Here is a 25,111-nt window from a genome sequence, read left to right as displayed (position 1 = left end):
CCAGCCCAGCTGATAGACTAGAATCTATGTACGAAAAATTGTAATAACTACTATTCCTTCTCAAACTCCATTCAAATAATCTGCAATAAAATAATCCCCCCTAATAAGGGGGGATTATTTTATTCTTCATCTTCTTCGTCTTCGTCTTCTTCGTCGTCATCGCCATCTTCTTCTTCTTCATCGCCATCTTCTTCTTCATCTTCGTCTTCTCCGTCTTCTTCTTCTTCGCCTTCTTCGTTAGTGAAATTCACCTCTGACTCATCTACATACTGAAATTCGACTTCTATACCATCGTGTGATCCAGATTGAATTGCATCAATTATCACTCTTAAAGCTTCCTCTAAATCATTTCCTGAATCAAAGTTAAAACCTTTTTCAAAATTCAACTTTATTTCTGCTTTTTTCACTTCAGACATTGATAAACCTCCTTCACTATAGTTTCATAAATATAGTATGTTAAACAGATATAAAAAGATTGATATACTTGCGGACTTTTTCTCTTTACTTCTTTTTCTTTTTGGAAATTTCAACACCTGCCATTAGCTTTGGAGCTACTGGTTGATCAGGCGCAATGATCTTGATTTTTAGTTTCGGTTTTTCCTGTTCAAGCGGAACTAACTCTTCTTTCTCTTCCAACTCAATTATTCCATCCGTTACTTCACCGTTTACCTCATTACTTACTTTTTCATTTACCTCGGCATTACTACCATCTATTAGCCTTGGAGCTACCGGTTGATCAGGTGCAATAATCTTGATTTTTAGTTTTGGTTTTTCCTGTTCAAGCGAAACTAACTCCTCATTCTCTTCCAATTCAATTATTTCATCCGTTACTTCTTCATTTATCTCAGTATTTACTTCTTCATTTACCGCCTCTATCAACTCCTCACTTGTTGCAATTTCTTGATTATATTCCTCCTCTTTTGAATCAAGAAATTTAATTGTTGGTAATTCAACCAATTCTTCTTGTTTAACAGCTGCTAAATTTTCTACTACAGATAGTTCATTTAAAACAATATCTTGAGGTTTATTCATCGTTTGTTCATATTCTGAAAGAGCCCATCCCATTGGACCTGGTGGAGAAAAAATAAATTTGTCTAGGTCCAGAAGTGGGATAACCATTTTCTCCTGTTTATGGTTCATTTTATTCCCCTCCGTTTCCACTTTTGATTGCATGAAAAACATCAGAAAAATTTTGTAGAAATTCCTCTTTTGACTCCTCCAAAGCAATAATATTTTGTAATGCCCAAATATATTTTTCATCAGACCAAGATCTTTTCTGAGCCAAGTAATATTTATGAGCAATCGCACAAAATGAATGCGGGAATGATAACTCTGTCCAAAGAATGCGATATTGTTCTTGCGACAATGGATTCTCAGAATCATATGCTTTTAACATATGAACAGCAAAATCAGTATCCCATACTGACATTTTTTTCATTACTTTATTTAAAATAATACGTAAATCTCGAACTGGTAAATCATTAGTAATAGAATGTAACTCCTTCATAAAAACAGTGTCTTCCATTTCTGTAAATCTCGCTAAAGTAAAATCTTGTTGACAAAAACCTTTTGATGCGATAACTTCCTTTGTCCATTGGCTATAGTATGGCTCATCAATTTCTTGTAATGCTTTCTTCCCACGCGCTAACATCTTATCCGCATACTCTAAAAACATGACTGAAAATGGATCATTTTGAAAAGAAAGAGCAATCTTCTTATTACCTTCTAATTCTTGTAATTTCCATCTATACAACTTATGCCACTTTCCTAACCGACTTCGTATTTTGCTTTCTGGTTCTGAAATATACCCCTCAGATGCTCGTTGAAATTGCCCTGCATATATAAGCACCTTTTCTAGTTGTTCTTTACTATAATAAATGATTTCCTTTCCTTGATGTTTATCATATAGTACATATGAATATTCACCAGCCCCAATACAGAAAGCCCCTCTCTTCGTCTTATGAAGCTTTGTAATTGGCAAACCATTGTTTAAAAGGTGTAGATGTGCTCCTGCAACAAATAACATTCTTTTTGGATTCATGTGTGCTTGTTTTAATATTTTTACTCCTTCATTTGTTTCTACTTCCCAAATTGTTCTTCCACTTCTGCTTGATTGTAACGTAATATTATTCAGCTCAAATGGATAAAATTGAAGCACTTTCTCTAAATGCTCGTAGTCTAATCTAGTTTCCTCGCCCAATTCCCCTCATCCTCTCTTACTTCTTTCTAGATACTTCTTCATATACTCCAAGTAAATTCATAGCAACACGGTTCCAACTAAAATCCTTCTCAACTGTTAATCGTCCATTTCTTCCCATTTGTTCACACTTGCTTTTATTATTTAGTAGATTAATAATCTTTTCAGCATATGCATCAGGATTCTCGAAGTCATGCACAATATTACCATTTTTCCCTTCAACGATTACTTCTGGGTTACCACCCCGGTTACTTGTAATAATAGGTAAACCTGCAGCCATCGCTTCATAATGCACCCTAGCTAGCGGCTCTTGCCACTGTGAAGAACAAACGAAAAGATCTGACATCGCATAGAGAGTCGGTATATCCTTTGGCTTTACGAATTTAATAAAAGTTACATGTTCTTTATACATCGCTCCTAATGTATACAAATGCTTCACATAATTATTTAAGTTATCATCCCCAAACCATTTTGACCCAATAAAAACCATCATAATATCTGGGTGCTGTTCAATAATTTTGGGAAGTGCTTGTAGCAATAAATGAGGCCCCTTTACTTTACTCAATCGACCAACAAATAAAACTACTTTTTTATTCTGTAAATTCAACTCTTTTTGAACATCTCTTCTTACTTCTTTCCCCCTCGCTGTCCAAGCAGGAGTATATTGATCTAAATCTACACCCGAATATACTGTCTTTGTCTTATTTTTCGCTGCTGGGAAACGAGAAGTAATTGTCTGACCAATATAATCACTTACTGTTACAATTTTTGAAACGACTGAAAGACATGCCTCCCCTTCCTCATCACTTATCTTTTCATATGCAAACATCTCATTATGCACACTTAATACAAATTTTGTTTTTGGTGCAGCATCGTATAAAACTTTTATCCAGTTTGGACGATTACATAAATGAACTACATCATAATTTTCCTTGCTTATATGTTCAACAATACGAGGAACATACTCATCTTCTGAAAAACGTATATACCGAACACCTTCTCTTTTTTCAAAATCTTTCAAATCCGGATCATGTATCGAAATAATTGTCACATCTTTTCCTTTTGAAGCAATAATAGAAGCAACGGAATCCATATAAATTTGAATAGCTCCTCCTCGTATTGCTGGTACAGGTAGTTTTTCAGTAGATATGATTGCAATTTTCATACGATAATCCCTCCATTTCACAAAGAATACAACCCTCTTCAACATATGTTACGAAAAAGCTCCTACCGTTGTGAGTAATCGAGCACCCTTTTCCAAATACCAAACACAAAATAGGTAAAAGCTCTACTTTTTATCCTTAAAGGCGAATGGCTAGAACAACCAATTGTCTTGTACCATAAAGTAATAAGAGAATGTATAAAGGATGGTGACATATGTGGAAAAACACACAGAAGAAACAGAATATATATTATCGCCTGAAGAGGAGAGCAAATTACTAACGTTAGCTGAAACAATGATTCAAGATTGGGATATTACTGTAAATGCCATTGAATTAATACAGGGGGGACAACTTGCATTAGTATGGAAAATTCATACACCAGATGGACCTATGTGCTTAAAAAGAATTCATCGCCCAGAAAAGAAAGCGTTATTTTCTATTCATGCACAAGATTATCTTGCAAAAAAAGGAATGCGTGTTCCAAGTATTATTCCTAACAAAAATAATCAGTTATACACAAAACATGGTCCATTTTTATTTGTCGGATACGAATGGATTGAGGGAAGACCTTTCGAACTTACTATGCAAGAAGACCTTGAAATGATTATGAAGGGGTTAGCTGACTTTCATCTTGCGTCTATTGGTTATAAGCCGCCACCAGGAGTGCCTATTTTCACAAAACTTGGACGCTGGCCAAACCATTATATTAAGAGATATCAACAAATGGATATTTGGAAAAACTTAGCTGCAAGTACTAAGGATGATCCATTTTCACAATTGTACTTAGCTGAAATTGACCCTTTTATTCTAGAAGCAAAACAAACACTTCAGCGACTATTAGATTCTGAATATACAGCCTGGACAAATCAATTACAAACAAATCCTAACCTGTGCCATCAAGATTACGGTACAGGAAATTCTCTCCTTGATCCAAACAATCAAATTTGGGTAATTGATTTAGATACCGTTTCTTTTGATCTTCCAATTCGTGATTTGCGTAAAATGATTATCCCTTTATTGGATACAACGGGGGTTTGGAATGAGGATCAATTTAATATTATGATTAACGCTTACGAATCAATTTCCCCTCTAACAGCTGAACAAAAAAAGATCATGTTTATCGATATGCTATTTCCATATGAACTTTACGATGTAATTCGTGAAAGATATGTTAGAAAATCCCCTCTTCTTCCTAATGAACTTGCCGAAGCCATGGAATATGAGAGAATAAAATCTAAAGCTTTAAATACTTTAATTGAGAAATTTTAAAATCTAATACTAGTATTTAGTCATCCTATTTTTCACAGATTATAACTGTATCCAAGCACCTACTCTTTCTATTAATAAACTTCTTTATAAGCGATAATTTATTATCTTTACTCTGACATCTAATTATATTTGTCAAATAAGAGGATGAAGTGAAACTAAAAATAAGGAGCCTACTAAATAAACAGCAGGCTCCTTTCACTATCATTTTTTCAATACCAAGGTCTAACCAATTATATTTCTACATCACTGATTTCGCTGCGCCTCTTTAAATTCTTCCTTAATTTGAGCAAGCGTTCCTTCTTCAGTAATTAATCTGTATGCTGCATATGCTAATGCTTTTGCGGATGTAATTAATGCTTTGTCTCCAAGTTCTGAACGAGCTGCTTCTCTAAATTCATTCGTATGAGCAATTAAATCATCTGGACCAATTTTGATATAAGGGTGAATCGTTGGTACGACTTGACTCACATTCCCTGCATCTGTTGAACCGATTCCAAGTCTTTCTTTACGACTTACATCTTCACCGAGGTTTTCTAATTCCTCAGCAATCACTTCATTAAATGTTTTTGTCACTAATAATTCATCAATTTCATTTTGGAACTGATTGATTTTTACTGTTGTTCCTGTAGCCAGCGCTGCACCTTGCGCAATGTTTCGTACTTTTTCTGTCACTTCAGCACATCTAATGCGTGTTGCTGCGCGAATGAAAAAGCGAGCTGCTGCGTAATCTGGAATAATATTCGGTGCCTTTCCACCTTCAGTAATGACACCATGAATTTTCACATCTGCTGGAAGTTGTTGGCGAAGTGCATTAATCCCATTGTAAAGCTGAATAATCGCATCTAAGGCATTAATTCCTTCCTCTGGTGACGCTGCCGCATGTGCAGCCTTTCCATAAAAATGAAAATCAAGTGGATCAACCGCAAGTGACGGACTTGTTGTTGCTGTTTTTCCGCTCGGGTGAATCATAAGTGCTGCATCAATATTGTTAAATAAACCGGCCTTCACATAACTTGCTTTTGCACTTCCATTTGGACCACCTTCTTCTGCTGGTGTTCCAAATACAACGATTTCGCCGCCAATTTCCTCAATTGTTTCTGATAATGCAATGGCTGCCGCAACACTTATTGTGCCAATTAAATTATGACCACACGCATGACCTAATCCAGGCAAAGCGTCATACTCCGCTAAAAAGGCAATTGTAGGCCCTTGTTTCCCTGAGCTTTTCCGTGCGATAAAGCCTGTTTCATGTCCTGCTATATTGTGTTGAAGCTGAAATCCTGCACTCCCTAAAAGTAAACTTAATGTTCTAGATGCAAAAAATTCTTGATTACCAATTTCAGGATTCGTATGAATATCATGACTTGTTTTTACATACTTCTCTTTATTTGTTTCTATGCTTTCAGTAATGATATTTCGGTGTGACGTTACTTGTTTTGTTGTCATTTTCCTATTCCTCCTTTAAATTTACATATAAAAAAGCCTCTCTCTAAAAGATAGAAAGAGGCTTTAAAAAATACAGATTCAAAAATGCCTTCTTTCTTATCTTTCAAGTCTTTCACTTGCTGGAATTGGCACAGTATTCATATTGAATCCGCTGCCGAGGCTTCATAGGGCCAGTCCCTCTACCTCTCTTGATAAGAAAATCGTTTTTGTTTTCATAAAATTATATTAAATTATTTTCATTCTAGTTTTATTCCGACTAAATGTCAAGGAATTCCGATCTGATTTTACCGAATATCTAAAAACCCTTTTAAAACGCCAATCGTTTCAGGCGCCTGTAGTCTTATACATATATAAGGGAATTCTGGACTTCCTTCAAACATCATTTGCGACGTTAACGGAGCACCTACCCAAAAGATTTCATCATCAATACATACAAATGGGAGTGATTTATTTTGCCTTTGTACTCTTACATTTTTTAGCGGAATTGGTCCATCGCTATATATTGTTACCTGTGCTGTTGTACGCATTAATGCCTGCCATACTCTTTTATCTACTTGTCTTGTACTTGGAAGCGACATAATAATTTTTTGTTTTGCTGATAGAATATCTTTTAATAGTGCTTTCGTCTCTTCCAAATTCATTTGCATAAACCAGCGCAAACGTTTTGTAATTTTTCTTTCTAACAACGGACGTGATGCCCTGTGATCATATACATTCCCGTGTCTTTCTATGTGAGAAGTTAAGTGAGATAACGCTTGCTTTTTCGAAAGATTTTTCCGCATGTACTGGCAATCCGATAACTGAATAAATTTCCCTCTCGCCCTCGTTACCGCAACGTTGACAAGACGATGGTTTTTATGATCAAAAAATAACACGCCGGGACGTTCTTGCGGATAACTATCTACTGTATCAAATATCATCATATCTCGTTCGGACCCTTGAAATTTATGCACCGTCGCTGCGAGAACAGGTGCATTTCGATACTTTGTTTTTTGCAATATTTCTCTTATACATGTTGATAAGAAACGGGACTGCGCGCGATATGGCGTTACCACTCCAATCGATTGAACACCATCTAACAATCCAATTAAAATCATCTGCATCGCGAGTAATCCAGACATCATATTAAAACGCGAACCAGAAGCCGCATCTTTTAAAGAATAGGCTCCCATCAAACTTGTATCAAACAAAGCTAGCGCTTCGTTCGCAAATGGCTGTAATTTCGCTAATTCTTCCCTCGCTGAAACAGAAGGATGATCGAACACTCTATTTTTATAAATAAATGAGTTTGTAAATTTAGATATATCTGCATGCATACGTCGTTGTTCCTCTAGCATAAATAAGTTCGGATGCGCTTCATAACTATTTACCGATTGCACAATTCCCGCATGATAAAACATATCTTCCCCAAGCCACTTTCTAACAAGTTCATGATTTGCCATCGCAATTGGAGGCAACTGTAAAAAGTCACCACAAACGACAATTCTTTTACCAAGAGAAGCAGCTAATGCGATTTGTGGCACATATGCCATACTTACTTCATCCACAACAATTAAATCAAATGTCCGTTCATAAACAAGAGAATCAATCGCGCATTTGGATAGCGTTGCACCAATTACTTGTGCATTTTCAATATATTCTCTTTCTACTTCTTTAATCTTCGCTCTTTGCTTTCTGAGATCGCCTTCAATTTCTTGCATACGTTTCTTATCAGAAGCAGTCGCCTTATAAGATAAGATTTTTTGACGAAGATCTTGGCGCATTTCTTCTAAATAAAGCTTTTCTTCTCCCCATGATCCATTCGTCGTTTCCACTAATCTAGAAGCAAGCAACGTATCGTGATTCCGTATATGTTCATGTTGACTAAATCCATACCGGACGATTTCTCCTGGCGTCCACTTTTCTTTCTTTTCGATTTGCTTTGTCACTTCACTCATTAATACATCGACTGCCGCATTACTATGCGCGAGTACAAGTACTGACTTTCCTTTTTGATAATGCGCCGAAATAATACGTGATAAATTATATGACTTCCCCGTTCCGGGTGGCCCCCAAACATATGTCGTCGGATTGTAAAAAGAACGATACGCAAATTCATTCTTCGGGTTTTTCACCTTTTCAATATGCTTTGGCGTACTCTTTCCATCTAAAAGACGTTTTACCCGCTGACGCTTTTGCTTATCTTTTCGTATTTCTTTCAACCGTTCTTGTAATTGCTCTAACAACTGCCATGGTTCACTATATAAAATCGCTTCTCTTATTTCGCCTTGTATATAATCATTTAATTTCAGTTCGATTTCTAATCCATGTACAGAAAGCACTTCTCCGGTTGCTTCCTCACCATCAAATTCAATTCGAATCGGTGTACCATCTGGTAAGCTCACTTCCGAAATAAGCTGAAATACATAAACCGTACTCTCATAATCTGTATATAAAAAACGACCATTTATAATAGATAATTTGCTGCCGCCTATCGTTTTCCAATGTTTAATTTCATATGCTAAAGCTTGATGCCACTCTTTCATTGTTTCCGTTAATGAAGGAGTTTGCGAAGTTGTGTTCATATTATAATCTCCTTCCTTCTCTCCAAACATACTTTCTCACTATATCATAGAACGCGAGAAAATAAGCAAGATTTATATCTTGCTTATTTTCTTAATTTTCAATATTATGATACATATTAAATTTATCCCGCACTAACGGGCAGTAATACTCCCACCTCAAAATTCGGTGTAAGCAAAGAAGTTAGGTGGGAGATAAACTGCCCGTAAAGGCCCGATTGGTTCAACTAATAATCAGTGGGGGATGAAGCCCCCCACTGATTAAAGTTTCACTTTATGGAAAGAAGGAATTGATCATGCCAGTTAGAAGAATCACAAGAAACAATTCTTGAATTAATTGAAGGCTATAACCCTTCTCTTCCGGCTGAAGGAAAAGTACATCATATTTGCTTTAAAGTGGATTCATTAGAAGATGAAATTGAAAGGCTGAAAAAATTAGGGGTCACTTTTTTATTAAGTGAAGAAATTGAAACACTACCTGATGGAACGCGTTACATTTTCTTCTCTGGTCCTGATGGAGAATGGTTCGAGTTTTTTGAGACGGAGAGATAAGGTGTGGCTTTCATCAGTGGGGTATTCATTCCCCGTTTATTCATTTATAGAGGTGAACTGATACGATGACTCAAACAAACATTCAACTAGGAAATATACACTGTCTCTTATTACAACCCCATGCTCATCAAGCTAAGCTTATATAAGTTTAATTTCATGTGAGATTTTTTCTTTTTCTAAAGATCTAGTGTAAGTTCTTTAAAGATTTGCATACCAAATAAACCCTATTGGGTTTCAATTTTTGGATTACGCTACATGATTGTAAGACATAGAAAAATTATTTTATTTACCAAACTCAAATATCAAATTAAAGCGTATATAAATTTCAAAATTTATAAAGCCATTTAAATTTCAATCACCTACTGCAATAGGTGACCTTTTTCTTTTACTTAAAAAAGCCTGTACACTGTACAGGCTTTCTCTTCGTTACTTTTCTACTTCTATAATACGTTTCATCGCCTTCATTTGACCAATATGATCAGCTTCATGGTACAACATCATACCGTAAAGCTCACCTACCGTTTCCAATCCTAAGAATGGCTCTGAAAGCTTCTTTTCAAATGCTTCTGCTGGAATTCCATTAATACGCTGTGCTTGTTCTTGTAATTGTGAAATTAACACTTCTAATGAAGGTCCTTCTGTTCCCCATTCAGATGGTCTTGTGCCATATCCAAACAAACCTGGATATTCACTTGGCAAATGCTTAAACTCTTTTCCAAACATAAAAGTCTCTGCTGCAGTTAACACGTGGCCAATATGCCAACGAATTGTATTGTTGAAGCCCTCCGGCTGCTTATCGGCAGTTTTATCATCCAATGTCTCCATAAATTTAACTAATGCCCCACGTGTTAATTCAAATTGTTTTAAACCTATTGTTCTATTCACTCTATCGTTTCCTTCCTTATGTACAGTTTATTTAAATTTACCAGAAACAATCACGAAATACATTTAATATGCTTAACGAATTCCAACTCCCAAATACGATAAGACAATCTTGAACTTCTGCTATCTCTTCAATTTTTAAAACCTTGAACTACTCATCACTTATCACCCCTTCTATATGTACAAGCTGTTTGAAACCAAACTTTTAGTTTATGCCAACTACAATTCATCTCTTACTTCAAAAGGTGAAGGTCGTTGCCCAATAAAACTGGAAGATAAATTACAAATTTTAGTAAAGTGCTTCACCCATGCTAATTAGAAATTATTTTTCCATCAAACAAATACCACACTTTACCCTCTCACAGTCATTACGACAGATTGTATCTAACTAATACATACCCTTTAGTTGTTTTCTCGAGCAAAACATAATATCTAAAAGAATGTTCTTTTGTTTCCGTACCTTTAGTAACTGCTCAAAGTCTGTTGCTAGTTGATGCAAGACAAATACATCAAATACATTACCCTTTTCCTCTTTCATTTGAATCACATACAAAAATCCTAATGTTGATGTAGTGCTCTTCTTATGTGCCCCACTAATAAGTCTCTCATATGGAAAAAGGAGTTCACTTTTGTAACATAACCCCTTTGTCTGTCTTCACTATACGAATATTCCCAAAAGCCCCTTCCTTCATCATACCTTTTACTACACTTGTCAGTAGCACTTGTATTTATGAACATAAAAAAAGATTCCCCCAGATTACTGAAGAAGATCTTCTTTTGTATTCATATAATCAGTGTTCGTGTAGTCATGTTGGATTAGCTGTTAGAGTTTTTTGCATCAGACCTTACTCTCTATTACTGTTGTTTCCAAAACATCGGTATCCTGATTAGCATAAGTAATATTTCTTGTCATCAAACTGACAATCACTAAGACTACAATATTAACAATTAGAGCGATAATTCCTTGATTCAAGTCTTTGATTACTTGAGGAAGATAAGGAAACATTTGGCCAATTTTTATGTTCCCTAAATCCATTATAGAGACTAATAGTCCCCCTGTTATAATACCGGCAAATGCTCCTTGTTTAGTCACAAAGTTCTTTCTCATCAAACTGGCGAAAAATGCGGGAGCAAGTTGTGTGATAAAATTATAAGCGATTAAAGCGAGACTAAAGAGAGTGCTTCCACCCTTAAAGGTCAAATAAATCCCTACAAGAGAAATAAAGGGAACCAAGTATTTTACTAGTTTTGCAATCTGACTTTCTGTTGCAGATGGAGTGAATACTTGATATATATTTTTAGCAAGTAATGTTGATATTGCCATTAACAGCAAAGAACTTGGTACTAAAGCGGCTAACACGCCGGCTCCACCGATTAACCCGACAAACCATGGATCAAAAGCTTGTTTAGAAAGCTGTAACAAAATAAGATCGATATCGCTCCCTTTTAACCCTGGTGTCTGTAAAATAGCTGCAAATCCGACGAAAAAGGCAAACAATAGAATTAATTGGTACATTGGCATTAAAATTGCATTTTTTCGTAAAGCTTTTTCGCTAGAGGCAGCAAAATTTGTTATTATAATAAAAGAAAGTACACCTCCAATTGTTATTTGTGTCTAACAATTGGAGGTGTACTTCAATTTTGGTGCTGAGTTTCTTGCATATTAGGAAAATAGAGAAGTATTCGCATATAATGCCGGTGAACCACCTGAGTGTACAAATAAAATATTATCTTCTTTCTTAAATGTACCTTTTCTGATTAAGTCTATTAGTCCAGCTACTGCTTTTCCTGTATAGACTGGATCAAGTAAAATCCCTTCTGTTTTCGCTAAAAGCTGAACAGCTTCTATCATTTCAGGTGTTGGTAATGCATAACCTGGCCCAACATATTCATCAAAACATGTCACTGCCTCACGAAGAATAAAGTTTGAAATCCCAACGTGTGCTGACGTTTCTTGCACAAGCTTACATACTTTTTCTTCTTGTTCATCTTTTCCGCGGCTCACATTGATTCCGATTACCGGTATCCCCGTTTGATTTCCATAAAATCCAGTAATCAAACCAGCATGCATTCCTCCGCTACCACTTACACAAACAACTGCACTAAAATCAATTCCTTGCTCAAATGATTGAGCCATAATTTCTTGTGCACACGCAACGTACCCCATTGCACCGGTAGGATTGGACCCTCCAACTGGAATGACGTATGGTGTATCTCCTTTTTCGGTTACTTCTTTCGCTACTTTGTGCATCTCTTCCATAAGATCCGTTCCGTTTGGCACAACAATTACATTTTCCGCACCTAATAAATGATATAAGAAGTAATTCCCATTAAAATCTGGTTTTTCTTCTGGTTCAATTCCTTCTTCTAAGACAAGAATACATTTCATTTTCTCTTTTACCGCAGCCGCTAATGTTAAACGACAATGATTGGACTGAATACCACCGGCAGTAATTAACGTATCTGCTCCTTTTGCCTGTGCATCTGCCACAAGAAACTCTAATTTTCTCGTTTTATTTCCACCCGCCGTTAAACCAAGTAAATCATCTCTTTTAAAATAAATAGAAGGCCCGCCAAGCACTTCAGAAAAATGATTTAATTTTTCAATTGGCGTATATGATTCTGTATATTTCTTTCTAGGGAATTTTGCTAAGTTCACACTCATTCTCCTTCTGTATCCTCTATTGAAATTTCATACATGTAATTATTGTATCCTAACTCTGTTTGCTGTTCATAGCTGTTACACTTTCAATTAAAGAAACTTTATGTAGTAAAAACAACTTCAATGTTTTTTCTGAACAGATTATTTTTAGGAAACATTTCTCAGTATACTTGATTTATTATAGTAAAGCGACTCGAATGATGAAAAAAACCATTACTTTATCGGACATTTAACTAATCTTTTTATAAACCCACTGTTGTGATTGTCGTTTTGAAATAATTTTTGTTGCTTTAAAAATTCTCAAATGATAAAAATAAACACTTCACTGTTTAATCTAGAAGCAGCGAAGTGTTTATTTAAGTTATCAACTGGTATTTGATTCGCTCATCACTGGGAGCAAATTTTTATATATACGCCTCTTTCTATTGTTTGCTTCGCTTGTTTTGTCAGCACCTTAACACTAGTCGACAAATTAGATACGGGAACAAGTTGATCACAAACGATAACAAGTGGGTCAATCAGGCGCTGTTTCGTTGTTTGATGGACGTCATAACAAGACCGGGTTCCCTTCTCTACTTTGCTGTTAAAAAGCGTATGCAGCATAGCTTTTATGCTGCTATCTCCAGAATCCTTTAACAAGCGAATAACAGCTTCATCTTCTTTCAAAAAATCTTCTATAGACAACACATCTTTTTGTAAAGCAACCCTTAATGTTTTGGCAAGCTGATCATTTCCAAACATATTAAGCGGGTCCATAAAAAGCCCAATGACTTCTTTATAATACGTACTCACAAACCACTCCGCCGCTGATTGATCGCTGCAAACCATTTTTCCGTCTAAAACCACAAGTTGTTCTAAAAAGAAATGTGCTTCCTGTAGTGTTATATGACCATAGGCGTATAAATCACGCAATGTATAATCAACACGATCCGCGCATAATTGTGGAGCTGATTGTTCCAATAAAGTCCATTGGCTCTCATCAAGCAAGATGCTCTTCCAGTCCAACCCAGCCTTCGCCAATATATTAGGAATGGATGACCTGGCAACTATCTGTTCATAAATCGTTTCATGATAATTCTCTTCTTTATGCCCTAAGACATAATCAATAACATGGGAAAATGCCGTATGTGAAACATCATGTAATAAAGCGGCCACTTGCTCTTCCAATGAACCTCCAAGTTTGTTCACAAGCATCATCGTGCCAATTGAATGGTCATACCGCGTATTGTCCCAATTTGCATTTACAAGATAGCTAGCTCCACCTTGATAAATACCTTTTAATCGTTGAAATGGCTCACTGCAAATAAGTTCTAATAAGACACCATCCACCTCAAATTCACCGTAGAGGGCGTCGCTAAGCTTCAAAGTCATTGTCATAGTTCTTCTTCTCCTTTCAACATACAAATCATGCCTTCAAGCTAGCATAGGGTAATCAACAGCCTACCCTATGCTAGCTTTATTACATCTCTACACGTAAATATGATTTCTCACTTATACAGTAATCGAGGCATTCATTATAGCCAATGTTAATCAATACAAGAACAAAGCCGCTCTTGTGCTCATTGACATCCACTGGAGAACAACACACCATTAGGCCATGTATTTTGAGCAAGTTTACCATCAGATGTCCATTTTGGTACGTAAAACTCATGATTTCCTACTGTAGACCAAACGTTTTCTGGATGTTTATTTTTATGTAATACACGTTTCACATCATCATATTGATACTGCAATCCTGTCCCTGTAATATCACCATTCATAATCAAAGCCCGATAATGAGGTATTACTTTATTCATATCCTTTATAATACATGGTCAAAATCCCCTAAGTCCCCTTGAATATCGCTCACTACATTGAACATAGTTGCCGGCTTTCTTACTCGTTCCTGTTCTTTCGTCTCAGCATTCACTGAAAAAACCGGCAAAATTGTTGTAATAACTGCCAATGATAAAACTATCTTTTTCACGTGTTCTCCCCCTAATAACATGATTAAATCGACACGTGTTGTTTTATTCTCAGGTGCTTGTCCCACTTATAGGATAAAGAGAAATTGTAAAAAGTAGTTAAATTCAGTTTTAAGTATTCTTTAAGAAAAGGTTTGTTCATTTCAATCCCAAAACGAGGTAGTAGTAATGAGCTATTGATTTAAGTGTAAATAATATGAACTCTTTGTAAAAAGTGTAAAGAGGGATTGTGTGTTTTTTGTTCAGAAATCATATAACCTGCTTGGTATTGTGGAATCAACTTCATCTTATAGCTTTTGAATGTGAGTATCTTTGAAACCTGTTTTATATTTAAGCCCATATCCAAACATACGGTCCATTCCGATATGAGCCGTCCAAATTAAACCAATCATAAAGACAACATCTAATTTAAGAAATACACCTACTAAAATAAGTAATATAGACACTACGTATGTATGAAACAAATTATACACCTGTGCCCCAATCTGGTCATTCAGAAGATATGCTAGCATAGAAACGTCTGGTGCTAAAAGCAATAAGAAAAAAGTCAACCAACTAAACTCATATAATGCATATACATAAATGGTGGCTATTAAAATAATAAGCCCTTCAAGATGTATGATTTTCTTTTCCATATTTCCCCTCCGTTCACCTGAATTACAGAATAATAAAATTATTATAACATTTAACATACGATGGATGTAAAAAAAGCACAGGAATAATTCCTGTGCTTTTTTTCGTATTTCTATACTAATTTCCCATCACGCAATGTTAATATACGGTCACATACATCGAGCATTCTTTCATCATGCGTAATCATAATCGCTGCTTTTTGGCTTTCTTTTACTTCTCGTTTCATCATTTCAACTACTTCGCGTCCGCGCTTAGAATCAAGGCTGGCCGTTGGTTCATCTGCTAAGATTAAATCTGGATTATTCATGAAAGCACGAGCAATCGCTACCCTTTGTCGTTCTCCACCAGATAATTGATTTGGGTAATGATTTTTTCTCTGTGAGAGTCCAAATGCAGCTAGTAAATGATCCGCACGCTTTTCAGATTCTTTTCGGTCTTCTTTCTTTAACTTTGCAATGTAAAGTAGTTGTTCTTTCACATTTAAATAGGGAACTAAATTTGCAAACTGAAAAATGAACCCGATTTTTCTTAAACGAATATCTGTCATTTCTTTTTCTGATAAATGCGTGATATTTTGTTCACGAATATAAATATTTCCTTTTGACGGTGATAATAATGCTCCCGCAATCGATAATAGTGTACTTTTCCCTGAACCAGAAGGTCCTACAATCCCGATGAACTCTCCTGCTTTTACATCAAGTGAGATGGGATGAAGAGCTGTTACTTCTGTATTTCCCTCACCGTATACTTTACTTACTTCCTCTAATTTTAATAATGCAGTCATTACATGCCACCTCCAATTGCTTCTAGTGCATCAACCTTTAATACTTGATATAAAGAAATAAGTGTTCCAAGAATACTAATGACAATAAAGATTCCTGCATATTGACCAATCATAGCTGTCGTTAATAAGAACGGCATGCTTTCTGGTAAAATCTTTTGCAGTCCTTCTACAAGCACAATGCTTATTACCATTGCGACAACAGATAAGAATAATGCTTGCACAACTAAACTGTTTGCTAAATACGAATTTTTCGTTCCAATTGCTTTTAATACACCTAATTGTTGTGTTTTTTGTAGTGTAATGACATAGAAGAATACACCGATTAATAAAGCAGCAATGACAAGCAAGAATGCAATGATCATTGTTAATGTTCCTTGTTCTTCTTTAAAACCTGGAATGCTTTGAAGAACTTCTTTTTTCTCAATTACATGTGCATTTTTTACTTCTTTATCTGTACGAAGTGCAATTGCGCTATAATCCTTTTGATTTGGCTGCGCGATTTCTCCCCATACATCTTGATTCACATACACAACTGGTGTGTGACTAAACATTTGATCTTTCGTAAAACCAACGATTTTGAATTCTTTTTTAGACACGGGATCAACAATTGTATCTCCAATGTCTATCCCTTTTTCTTTAATTGATTCGTCAGCAACCATTTCATCTTGCGCTGTCTCTAACGCATTTCCTTGTACAATCTTTGGTTCTAAGAACGTGTCACGCTCGCTTGCAAAAATTGCAATATCAACTTTTTTTGAACTATCCTTCTTCTCATACGTAGACACTTTCACACGAAATGGTACCGCATCTTTTGCATCAACTTGCCCCACTACACCGTCCACATCTTCTTGCTTAATTTGTGAACGAAGTAATTTATTTTCCGCATCATCTGCTAATACGAATTTTGTTGCATCCATATTTTGAATCGATGATGCATTATCATACGATAGACCATTTGCTAACCCAGAAATCACAAGGACTAAAAATGATAATAAAACCATGATGAGTCCGATTAATCCATATCTTAATTTTGATTGTTTTAATTCACGCAGAGCTAAAAACATTTCGCTCGCTCCTTCCTATTTCTTTCTATGTACTCATCTTAAAAAAGAAATATGAACGGAATATGAACAGAAGGTTACAAACAAAAACACTCAGAGAATATCAGCCTGAGCGTTGGTTTATGATTTCACTTATTCAGTTAAAGCTCCCTTTTGTTCCGTAAATTTAGGAAATATCGTTTTTAGCTCCATTAAATCATTTATTACCAAATCAGCCTGAGCGAGTTCATCTTCTTGTGCAAAATCAAAATTACAGCCAATTGCAATTAAACCATTATCTTTAGCTGCATTTATATCGGATAGGCGATCTCCAACTACTGCTGCCTTTTTTATATCATATTTTTGTATAATTGTTTTAACTAAATCACCTTTATTAAGCGTTTGGATTTGCTGAATACTACATGTTTCAGTAACCCAATGATCTAATTTATAGTAACTCACAATTGCTTGCAAATACTCCGTTAAACCGTTACTCGCTATGTAAATGGCACAATGATTCTCTTTTAGATAACTGAAAACTTCTTTTACATGAGGGTATAAATCCCCTTTCCCACTTCTTATGTTTTCAACTAATCTTTCCAGAAAATAAGCATCCGTTTGTTCCCTTATTTCATTGGAATGATGAGGTAACAAAGCTTCCCAAACTTTTGGCAAAGGCGCACCCATTATTTCACGGTATTTATCAATTGGGGTTGCTGCATCCCATAAATTGAGTGATCGCAAATGGTTATACGTATCATCAAGTGATAATTCTAAAATTTTTTCTGTTTGAAATAAAGTTCCATCCATATCAAAAATCAGTGCTTGTAACATTTCTTTCTCCCCTTTTTATCATTGCTAAATAACTTCTAAATTTTAACATAAAATTACAGAATTTTTCTCTCTTTTTAAAATACTCCGGAAATATTGTTACATCAACAAAAAAAGCATATCCATTCATATATGAATGGATATGCTTTTTTATTATCTAGAATGTTTCTTCCCGAAAACGGAACTACTTATATCAAATAACTCTTCTCATCATTTAGGAATTGCAATTCGAAACGTCGTACCTTCTCCTTTTACACTCTCCACTGAAATTGTCCCTTGATGCAGTTCAACAATTTTATCCACAATAGATAAACCTAGGCCACTTCCTTCTACATTACGAGTTCTTGCTGTATCCACTTTATAAAACCGATCAAAAATGCGATTTATCTCTTCTTGCTCCATACCAATCCCGCTATCTGAAACAGAGATTTCCACGCTATTTTCTAGCTCTTTAGCAGCAAAATCTATCGTTCCGCCTTGATCTGTAAACTTAATACTATTTGTAAATATATTTGTCCAAACTTGATGAAGTAAATTCTCATCACCCTTTATATTTATGTTAGGTACATCAAATTCAACCGCTATATCTTTTTCACGCCATTTCCATTCGAGCATAAAAATGACATCTTTCATTTGCTTGTGCAAAGCAAACTCTTTTATTTGCAGAACCTTTTCCTCTTTATCTAATGAAGCCAGCGTGAGCAACTGTTTACATAAACTAGACATTCGTTTACTTTCAGCTTCAATAATTTGCAAATAATGTTTCCGTTCCGTTTCTGTCATCTTTTCTGACTGTAATGTCTTTGAAAAACCTTGAATAGAAGATAACGGAGATTGAAATTCGTGAGATACGTTGGAAACAAACTCTTGTCTCATTTGATCTAACTCTTTTATACTTTTTGTCATCTTTTTAAAACTTGTAGATAATGTCCCAATTTCATCTTTTCGTCCTTCGTCTAGTTCAATATCATATTCACCACTCGCAATTTTCTGCGTTGCTTTTGTAAATGTTTGAATTGGACGAACGATATAACGCGCTGCCATCGCAATAAAAATGATACTTAATACAACAATAAACCCGAGTAATAGCGCCAAGAAAATCCTCATTTCACCAAACTGCTGCTGAATATCAGGACGAATAAATAAAGCATATTGCTTATCACCATGTTGTAGTGGAACCCCGACGCTATTAATTAATTCATTATCAAAAAAGCCTGTTATAAATAGACGGGTTGGATAAGTAGAAACACCATTATATGTGTTTCCTTGTAATACTTCATCAATGGTAGCGTCACTAATCTTTATCGTCCGAAACGCATTTCCAATCCGTTTCCCTTGTTTTTGATCATCCACTACATAAATCTCATACCCTAATTTTGCGATGGAGTGTAAATACTCAACCTTAGTTTCTTCACTTTGTTTTTCATACAAATCCTTTATTTCCTCTGCATAACGTAAAATCTTTTCACTATTATACGGTTTTAATTTCACTTGATAATACACATTCGTTAATAAAAAACCAATGATACTACTAAGAAGCATAATCCCAACGGTAATTAATACAAATCTAGAATAAAGTGATTTCATCTTATTTCAGCTCCAACTTATAGCCAAGTCCGCGTACCGTTTTAATTTGAAAATCATCTGTTCTTTTTGAAAAGCGATCGCGAAGACGTTTAATGTGAACATCAACCGTACGCTCATCCCCTTCAAAATCCATCCCCCAAACAAGTTCAATTAACTCTTCTCTTGAAAATGTTCTACCAGGATAACCTGCCAGTTGTGACAGTAATTCAAATTCCTTTAATGGTAGTAAAATCGTTTGATCGTTACATTTCACCTCAAAGCTTTTTCGATCAATCGTTGTTCCGTGCAGTGTAATTACGTCCGCACTCAGCATTTGATACCGGCGAAGTAAAGCTTTCATACGAAAAATCACTTCCGCTGGTTCAAATGGTTTTACAATATAATCATCTGTGCCTGAAATAAATCCTCTTTCCTTATCCACTAATTGATCTTTAGCAGTTAATAATATAACAGGTATATCATGATATTTTCTAATTTCTTCGCATAGTGTATACCCGTCAACAAACGGCATCATGATGTCGACAAGGGCAAGGTGAATATTTTCCCTTTCTAATATAGACTGCGCCACTTTTCCATCCTCAGCCTCAAAAACTTTATACCCTTCCTTTTGTAAGTGGTAATGTAATAATTCTCTAATGTGCTTATCATCATCAGCTAATAAAATATGTATCATACTCATTAAGTCCTTCCTTGTTTATCCTTCTACACCATAACATTAAGAAACTATTGTGTTTTTTGCAAGGAAAAGAACATTACTACTTTAAAATACAGGCACACAAATTTCACAATGATGATTATTAACCATTTTGACTACATACCTTTCGATGATTGGTCTTGTTCCATCAAATTGATATCTTTGTCTTGATAATTCTGAAAAAATATCAACCCACGCTTTCTGAACTGCTTCTGCTGTATGATTAATTTTAAAAACAGCATATTTTCCTCCAACAATATCACCTTGTCTTACATAGTCATTCGTTACTGAATAGTCGTTTGAAACCACTATGCAAGTATCATAACGACAGTTTTCAGGTTTAGTAGTTTCCGGATTATCATGAGCAATTCCAAGAATTATCGATTCTTCATTAAATAATTGGTTAGATTTTGCCCATTCTTTTATTTTTTCCATTGTTCGCACATTGTTAATTCCATAAGATCCCGTCTGCCTTATGTAAGCAATTCGATATGCCGGAATTTTTTCAATAATAATGTCCATGATTTTTCCCCCTTTAAAGAATATATAACTTGTTCATTACAAGATTAATACGATTTAAAATAAAATGCACAGCGTTTTTTAAATTTTTTTACATATATTTTAAATATTTACATCTATCATTTTTAATAGGTTTATCTCCTTTTAATTCTATTCATGTATCCCCCTGTTATTTTGTCATTCCCTCCCCAAATCAGGCCCATCTCCTCTTTCTCTTATTCTTCTGAACTTGTATAGAAAACTATTTTGGCCATATATGAAGATGTATCGAATCCTTACAGGACAAGGAATTGAAAGAGCATTGGTCAAAAGAAAAAAGACAGCACATAATATGCTGTCTTTCTCTCTATTCTAAAGAATGTATAAAAAGTCCACTACGAAGCTTCGGTTCAAACCATGTTGACTTTGGTGGCATCACTTCTCCCGCATCGGCAATTGCTAATAAATCTTCCATTGATGTCGGGTATAACGCAAACGCTACTTTATAATCGCCACGGTTTACAAGACGCTCTAACTCTTCTAAACCGCGAATACCACCAACAAAATCAATGCGACTATCTGCACGGGGATCATGGATTTGTAACACTTGACTTAGTAAATGGTCTTGTAAAATAGAAACATCTAACCGTTTTACAACATCATAAGCATCAAATGTTTCTTCTTTCACATTGAGTTTATACCACTTCTGATCCAAATACATACCAAATGATTTTGGTTCAGTTGGTTTATAAGGAGAAACACCTACTTCTTCCACATAAAAGTATTGCGAAATTTGCTGTAAGAATTGTTCTTCTGATAAACCATTTAAATCTTTCACAACGCGATTGTAGTCCCAAATCGATAGTTCACCATGGGGGAATAAAACAGATAAAAAGAAGTTAAATTCTTCTTCTCCTGTATAATTTGGATGCTGCTCTCTACGCATTAATCCAACTTTCGCCGCGGATGCTGAACGATGATGTCCGTCCGCAATGTATAAAGATGGAATCTCTTCAAATGATTCTACTAATGCTGAAATCGCATTCGTTTCTGCAATTTTCCATATGACATGCTCTACACCGTCATCCGCTGTGAATTGATAAATTGGTGTGTGATTTTCTTGCCAAGTTACAATGAATTTTGTTATTTCTTCTTTTGTGCGATATGTTAAAAAAATAGGTCCTGTATTCGCATTACATACATCTACATGACGAATGCGATCTTGTTCTTTTTCATGACGGGTCCGCTCATGCTTTTTAATTGTATTATCCGTATACTCATCAATTGATGTACAAACGACAAGTCCAGACTGCGTTCTCCCTTGCATCGTTAATTGATAAATATACAGACATGGTTCTTCATCTTGAATCAATACTTCTTCTTTCATTAAACGTTGTAAATTTTCTCTTGCTTTCTCATATACACTGTCATCATATGGTGAAACAGCCGGGTCTAAGTCTATTTCTGCTTTATCAATATGTAAAAAGGAATATGGATTTCCCTTTACAACTTCTCTTGCTTCTTCACTATTTAACACATCGTACGGCAGTGCTGCAACTTGTGCAGCTTTATCAGATACTGGACGAATTGCTCTAAATGGTCGAATTGTCGCCAAATTTCTCTCTCCTTTATACAATCATTCGAACAGCTACTACACCTGTAATTTTCTTTATGTTTTCAACTACATTTTCTTTAATTATATCATCAATTCCATTATCGATATCAATCATTGTATATGCAAAAGAGCCTTTACTACGGTTTATCATATCCGCAATATTAATATGATGTTCCGCTAAACACCCTGTAATTTGCCCCACCATGTTCGGAACGTTTTGATGCATAATTGTAATTCGTTTCTTTCCCACATAAGGAAGTTCTACATTGGGATAGTTTACTGAATTACGAATATTTCCTGTCTCCAAATAGTCACGTAACTGGCGGGCAGCCATAATTGCACAATTCTCTTCAGATTCATATGTGGAAGCGCCAAGGTGAGGTGTTGCCGTTACATTTTTCATTTTTATGACATTCTCATTTGGAAAGTCAGTTACGTAATGATTCATAATTCCTTCTTCTAAAGCTTTCGCTAATGCAATTTCATCCACAAGTTCTCCTCTTGAGAAGTTAAAGAGGCGAACACCTTTTTTCATCGTTTGCACTGCGTGTTCTCCAATAATACCTCTCGTTTGGTCTGTCAGTGGAATATGCAATGTAATATAGTCACATGTTGAGAAGATTTCATCCAGGCTAAATGCACGTTGTACATGTGTTGATAATCGCCATGCTGTTTCAACAGATATATATGGATCATATCCAACAACATCCATACCAAGGGATAATGCATCATTTGCGACAAGAGCGCCAATTGCACCAAGTCCAATCACACCAAGTCGTTTTCCTGCTATTTCTGAGCCAACGAATTGTTTTTTTCCTGCTTCTACAAGCTGTGGAACTTCTTCACCTTCTAATGCTTTTGTCCAGCCAACCCCATTTATTATATTACGTGATGACATAATCAGGCTCGCTAGAATTAGTTCTTTCACTGCATTCGCATTTGCTCCTGGCGTATTAAAAACAACGATACCTCTTTCTGTACAACGTTCTACAGGAATATTATTTACACCAGCTCCCGCTCGTGCAATTGCCTTTACATCCATTGAAAATTCCTCTTGATGCAAAGAGAAACTTCGGAGTAATATACCATCTGGATGCTCTAATCCTTCCCCCACTTCATATCGTTCTTTCTCAAAAATTTGCAAGCCTTTTTCAGCAATTTGATTTAATGTTTGAATGCGCAACATTTCTTCATCTCCCTATCTATTCTCTAGCTCAAAATCCTTCATGCAGTCTACTAATTTTTGAACGCCTTCAACTGGCATTGCATTATAAATACTCGCTCTCATTCCCCCTACAGAACGATGCCCTTTTAACGTAACAAGACCTAACGTTTTCGCCTTTTGTAAAAATTGCTCATTTAAATCATTGGATGGTGTTGTAAATGGAATATTCATAAGCGAACGATACGCAGAATCGACCGGTGAAGTAAATAATTTTGATTCATCTAAAAAATTGTATAGAATCGCTGCTTTTTTCCTATTTTGTTCTTCAATCGCAGGTATGCCGCCCTGCTCCTTTAGCCATTCCAGTACTAGCTTCGTCACATAAATACTAAAGGATGGTGGTGTATTATATAAGGAATTATTTTTACTGTAAGTTTCATAGTTTAACATTGTAGGACAAGAAGTATTCGCTTTACCAATTAAGTCTTTTCTAATAATCGCAATCGTTAATCCTGCAGGCCCTAAATTTTTTTGTGCTCCCGCATAAATCAAAGCAAATTTCTCTACATCGTATTCTTCTGATAAAATATTTGAAGACATATCAGCAATAAGTGGAATATTCTCTAACTGTGGCAGTTCAACATATTTCGTTCCTTCAATTGTGTTATTTGTTGTTATATGTACATAATCTAGTTCTTTTGAAACCATTGAACTATCTACATGTGGAATCGTTGAAAAATGCTTTTCTTTCGATGAAGCAATAACTTCTGCTTCCCCAATTTTTTGTGCCTCCTGTAAGGCTTTTTTAGACCAGGAGCCTGTAATTATGTATCCAGCTCTTTTATGTTCAGTCATTACATTTAATGGAACCATTGAAAACTGCAGGGATGCCCCTCCTTGTAAAAATAAAACATCATAATTCTCAGGAATGTGCATCAATTCACGAAGCAAGCTACTTGCTTCATCCATAATATTTTGAAACTGCGAAGATCGGTGACTCATTTCCATAACAGACATGCCTGTCCCGTTATAATTTAAAAGCTCCTTTTGCACTTTTTCCAAAACTGGCAAAGGGAGTATAGATGGTCCTGCTGAAAAATTGTAAACCCTCTCCATCACTCTTACGACCTCCCTGTTTCTATATTTATTAATTTTTAAACTTTCTGAATTATAACCCATATAAAATATACGGTCAATTTGTTTTGCTTTATTGAGGTGTAAGACGCAATGAAACCGTTTGCAGATGTATTTGTATTCATAAACATACAAAAAAGTGTTAAGCATTCTATCATGCCTAACACCCATCCATAAATTTATAAGAGCTAATTGTCCGTAAAGAACCGATCATAAATTTGATAAATAGCAGATAGACCAAAAAGCCAATAAATGGTATCCACAAGAGCAGGTGTAGAACCGAACCATTTCTCAACTACATTATAATCCAGCGCCACAAACAACCAGTTCAAACCGCCAAGAATCACCAGAATTACTGTAAGGTAAGACAAAAATTTCATTATGATTGCCCCCTAGGTGATAAAGTGGTGAAAGGCCTTTCACTAAAATATATG

The 25,111-nt window shown here is 35.5% G+C and carries 23 protein-coding genes, 2 pseudogenes and 1 riboswitch; of the genes and pseudogenes, 2 read left to right on the top strand and 23 right to left on the bottom strand.

What is annotated here, in order from left to right:
* Window positions 1-119 precede the first annotated feature (119 nt).
* From LOK41_RS12130 to LOK41_RS12115, 4 genes are all read right to left on the bottom strand, one after another.
* Window positions 120-416: a hypothetical protein gene (locus LOK41_RS12130; protein WP_241816688.1), complete on the bottom strand. Its 297-nt coding sequence runs from the start codon at window positions 414-416 to the stop codon at window positions 120-122.
* A gap of 85 nt (window positions 417-501) precedes the next feature.
* Entirely contained in the window at window positions 502-1,140 is a 639-nt protein-coding gene (locus tag LOK41_RS12125) for a hypothetical protein (RefSeq protein ID WP_241816686.1), read from the bottom strand.
* A gap of 1 nt (window position 1,141) precedes the next feature.
* On the bottom strand, window positions 1,142-2,200 hold the full coding sequence (cotS, locus tag LOK41_RS12120) for a spore coat putative kinase CotS (RefSeq protein WP_241816684.1): 1,059 nt from the start codon (window positions 2,198-2,200) through the stop codon (window positions 1,142-1,144).
* A gap of 16 nt (window positions 2,201-2,216) precedes the next feature.
* Complete coding sequence (locus LOK41_RS12115; RefSeq protein WP_241816683.1) at window positions 2,217-3,362, bottom strand: glycosyltransferase family 4 protein; 1,146 nt, start codon at window positions 3,360-3,362, stop codon at window positions 2,217-2,219.
* 202 nt (window positions 3,363-3,564) lie between these two features.
* Here LOK41_RS12115 and LOK41_RS12110 point away from each other — a divergent pair, with 202 nt between their 5' ends.
* Complete coding sequence (locus tag LOK41_RS12110; protein ID WP_174101135.1) at window positions 3,565-4,629, top strand: CotS family spore coat protein; 1,065 nt, start codon at window positions 3,565-3,567, stop codon at window positions 4,627-4,629.
* 243 nt (window positions 4,630-4,872) lie between these two features.
* Here LOK41_RS12110 and LOK41_RS12105 read toward each other — a convergent pair whose 3' ends face one another.
* Both LOK41_RS12105 and LOK41_RS12100 read right to left on the bottom strand, forming a co-directional pair.
* Window positions 4,873-6,075: a M20 family metallopeptidase gene (locus tag LOK41_RS12105; RefSeq protein WP_241816681.1), complete on the bottom strand. Its 1,203-nt coding sequence runs from the start codon at window positions 6,073-6,075 to the stop codon at window positions 4,873-4,875.
* A gap of 93 nt (window positions 6,076-6,168) precedes the next feature.
* Window positions 6,169-6,273: riboswitch (SAM riboswitch) on the bottom strand.
* An 86-nt stretch (window positions 6,274-6,359) separates the two neighbouring features.
* On the bottom strand, window positions 6,360-8,669 hold the full coding sequence (locus LOK41_RS12100) for an AAA domain-containing protein (RefSeq protein ID WP_241816680.1): 2,310 nt from the start codon (window positions 8,667-8,669) through the stop codon (window positions 6,360-6,362).
* A 270-nt stretch (window positions 8,670-8,939) separates the two neighbouring features.
* On the opposite strand from LOK41_RS12100, the pseudogene LOK41_RS12095 reads away from it, so the two are divergent.
* Window positions 8,940-9,188: pseudogene (locus tag LOK41_RS12095) on the top strand (VOC family protein); the annotation flags it as partial.
* Between the two features lie 426 nt (window positions 9,189-9,614).
* On the opposite strand, the gene LOK41_RS12090 reads toward LOK41_RS12095, so the two are convergent.
* The 17 genes and pseudogenes from LOK41_RS12090 to LOK41_RS12010 form a co-directional block, all read right to left on the bottom strand.
* Entirely contained in the window at window positions 9,615-10,073 is a 459-nt protein-coding gene (locus tag LOK41_RS12090) for a DinB family protein (RefSeq protein ID WP_174101131.1), read from the bottom strand.
* A gap of 385 nt (window positions 10,074-10,458) precedes the next feature.
* Window positions 10,459-10,608: a hypothetical protein gene (locus tag LOK41_RS12085; protein WP_241816679.1), complete on the bottom strand. Its 150-nt coding sequence runs from the start codon at window positions 10,606-10,608 to the stop codon at window positions 10,459-10,461.
* A gap of 300 nt (window positions 10,609-10,908) precedes the next feature.
* On the bottom strand, window positions 10,909-11,586 hold the full coding sequence (locus tag LOK41_RS12080; protein ID WP_481748806.1) for a hypothetical protein: 678 nt from the start codon (window positions 11,584-11,586) through the stop codon (window positions 10,909-10,911).
* Between the two features lie 147 nt (window positions 11,587-11,733).
* Entirely contained in the window at window positions 11,734-12,729 is a 996-nt protein-coding gene (gene cuyA / locus LOK41_RS12075; RefSeq protein ID WP_241816677.1) for a D-cysteate sulfo-lyase, read from the bottom strand.
* A 390-nt stretch (window positions 12,730-13,119) separates the two neighbouring features.
* On the bottom strand, window positions 13,120-14,097 hold the full coding sequence (locus tag LOK41_RS12070) for an HD domain-containing protein (RefSeq protein WP_241816741.1): 978 nt from the start codon (window positions 14,095-14,097) through the stop codon (window positions 13,120-13,122).
* A 218-nt stretch (window positions 14,098-14,315) separates the two neighbouring features.
* A pseudogene (locus LOK41_RS12065) lies at window positions 14,316-14,698 on the bottom strand (metallophosphoesterase family protein); the annotation flags it as partial.
* Window positions 14,699-14,983: 285 nt separating this feature from the next.
* Window positions 14,984-15,331 carry a DUF4260 domain-containing protein gene (locus tag LOK41_RS12060; RefSeq protein WP_174101121.1) on the bottom strand — a complete coding sequence of 116 codons (348 nt, stop codon included), beginning with the start codon at window positions 15,329-15,331 and terminating at the stop codon, window positions 14,984-14,986.
* A 110-nt stretch (window positions 15,332-15,441) separates the two neighbouring features.
* Entirely contained in the window at window positions 15,442-16,113 is a 672-nt protein-coding gene (locus LOK41_RS12055; RefSeq protein WP_241816676.1) for an ABC transporter ATP-binding protein, read from the bottom strand.
* Window positions 16,113-17,177 carry an ABC transporter permease gene (locus LOK41_RS12050; RefSeq protein ID WP_241816674.1) on the bottom strand — a complete coding sequence of 355 codons (1,065 nt, stop codon included), beginning with the start codon at window positions 17,175-17,177 and terminating at the stop codon, window positions 16,113-16,115. Before LOK41_RS12050 ends, LOK41_RS12055 begins: the two co-directional genes overlap by 1 nt.
* A gap of 129 nt (window positions 17,178-17,306) precedes the next feature.
* Window positions 17,307-17,987, bottom strand: coding sequence for an HAD family hydrolase (locus LOK41_RS12045; RefSeq protein ID WP_241816672.1), 681 nt, complete (start codon window positions 17,985-17,987; stop codon window positions 17,307-17,309).
* Between the two features lie 207 nt (window positions 17,988-18,194).
* Window positions 18,195-19,571 (bottom strand): sensor histidine kinase, encoded by a 1,377-nt coding sequence (locus LOK41_RS12040; protein ID WP_241816670.1) that lies wholly within the window; start codon window positions 19,569-19,571, stop codon window positions 18,195-18,197.
* A gap of 1 nt (window position 19,572) precedes the next feature.
* The gene (locus LOK41_RS12035; protein WP_241816669.1) at window positions 19,573-20,250 is read right to left on the bottom strand and encodes a response regulator transcription factor; all 678 of its coding nucleotides are present in this window, start codon (window positions 20,248-20,250) and stop codon (window positions 19,573-19,575) included.
* An 81-nt stretch (window positions 20,251-20,331) separates the two neighbouring features.
* The gene (locus tag LOK41_RS12030) at window positions 20,332-20,787 is read right to left on the bottom strand and encodes an AraC family transcriptional regulator (RefSeq protein ID WP_241816668.1); all 456 of its coding nucleotides are present in this window, start codon (window positions 20,785-20,787) and stop codon (window positions 20,332-20,334) included.
* A 343-nt stretch (window positions 20,788-21,130) separates the two neighbouring features.
* The gene (locus tag LOK41_RS12025; RefSeq protein ID WP_241816666.1) at window positions 21,131-22,378 is read right to left on the bottom strand and encodes a DUF1015 domain-containing protein; all 1,248 of its coding nucleotides are present in this window, start codon (window positions 22,376-22,378) and stop codon (window positions 21,131-21,133) included.
* Between the two features lie 13 nt (window positions 22,379-22,391).
* Window positions 22,392-23,564 carry a phosphoglycerate dehydrogenase gene (locus LOK41_RS12020; protein ID WP_241816665.1) on the bottom strand — a complete coding sequence of 391 codons (1,173 nt, stop codon included), beginning with the start codon at window positions 23,562-23,564 and terminating at the stop codon, window positions 22,392-22,394.
* Between the two features lie 12 nt (window positions 23,565-23,576).
* Window positions 23,577-24,659, bottom strand: a complete 1,083-nt coding sequence (gene serC, locus LOK41_RS12015; protein ID WP_241816740.1) for a 3-phosphoserine/phosphohydroxythreonine transaminase — start codon at window positions 24,657-24,659, stop codon at window positions 23,577-23,579.
* A 206-nt stretch (window positions 24,660-24,865) separates the two neighbouring features.
* Window positions 24,866-25,057 carry a DUF378 domain-containing protein gene (locus tag LOK41_RS12010; RefSeq protein ID WP_241816663.1) on the bottom strand — a complete coding sequence of 64 codons (192 nt, stop codon included), beginning with the start codon at window positions 25,055-25,057 and terminating at the stop codon, window positions 24,866-24,868.
* Window positions 25,058-25,111: the final 54 nt, after the last annotated feature.

The organism is Bacillus sp. TL12, assembly GCF_022625245.1.
GTDB lineage: Bacteria > Bacillota > Bacilli > Bacillales > Bacillaceae_G > Bacillus_A.
Note: the sequence above shows the minus strand (reverse complement) of the source record. Positions and strands in the feature narration are given on the sequence as shown.

Coding starts and splice junctions, on each gene's coding strand:
- LOK41_RS12130 (WP_241816688.1), bottom strand. CDS start 416: ATGTCTGAAGTGAAAAAAGCAGAAATAAAGTTGAATTTTGAAAAAGGT.
- LOK41_RS12125 (WP_241816686.1), bottom strand. CDS start 1,140: ATGAACCATAAACAGGAGAAAATGGTTATCCCACTTCTGGACCTAGAC.
- LOK41_RS12115 (WP_241816683.1), bottom strand. CDS start 3,362: ATGAAAATTGCAATCATATCTACTGAAAAACTACCTGTACCAGCAATA.
- LOK41_RS12110 (WP_174101135.1), top strand. CDS start 3,565: ATGGTGACATATGTGGAAAAACACACAGAAGAAACAGAATATATATTA.
- LOK41_RS12105 (WP_241816681.1), bottom strand. CDS start 6,075: ATGACAACAAAACAAGTAACGTCACACCGAAATATCATTACTGAAAGC.
- LOK41_RS12100 (WP_241816680.1), bottom strand. CDS start 8,669: ATGTTTGGAGAGAAGGAAGGAGATTATAATATGAACACAACTTCGCAA.
- LOK41_RS12085 (WP_241816679.1), bottom strand. CDS start 10,608: ATGAAAGAGGAAAAGGGTAATGTATTTGATGTATTTGTCTTGCATCAA.
- LOK41_RS12080 (WP_481748806.1), bottom strand. CDS start 11,586: ATGTACCAATTAATTCTATTGTTTGCCTTTTTCGTCGGATTTGCAGCT.
- LOK41_RS12060 (WP_174101121.1), bottom strand. CDS start 15,331: ATGGAAAAGAAAATCATACATCTTGAAGGGCTTATTATTTTAATAGCC.
- LOK41_RS12055 (WP_241816676.1), bottom strand. CDS start 16,113: ATGACTGCATTATTAAAATTAGAGGAAGTAAGTAAAGTATACGGTGAG.
- LOK41_RS12050 (WP_241816674.1), bottom strand. CDS start 17,177: ATGTTTTTAGCTCTGCGTGAATTAAAACAATCAAAATTAAGATATGGA.
- LOK41_RS12045 (WP_241816672.1), bottom strand. CDS start 17,987: ATGTTACAAGCACTGATTTTTGATATGGATGGAACTTTATTTCAAACA.
- LOK41_RS12040 (WP_241816670.1), bottom strand. CDS start 19,571: ATGAAATCACTTTATTCTAGATTTGTATTAATTACCGTTGGGATTATG.
- LOK41_RS12035 (WP_241816669.1), bottom strand. CDS start 20,250: ATGAGTATGATACATATTTTATTAGCTGATGATGATAAGCACATTAGA.
- LOK41_RS12030 (WP_241816668.1), bottom strand. CDS start 20,787: ATGGACATTATTATTGAAAAAATTCCGGCATATCGAATTGCTTACATA.
- LOK41_RS12020 (WP_241816665.1), bottom strand. CDS start 23,564: ATGTTGCGCATTCAAACATTAAATCAAATTGCTGAAAAAGGCTTGCAA.
- serC (WP_241816740.1), bottom strand. CDS start 24,659: ATGGAGAGGGTTTACAATTTTTCAGCAGGACCATCTATACTCCCTTTG.
- LOK41_RS12010 (WP_241816663.1), bottom strand. CDS start 25,057: ATGAAATTTTTGTCTTACCTTACAGTAATTCTGGTGATTCTTGGCGGT.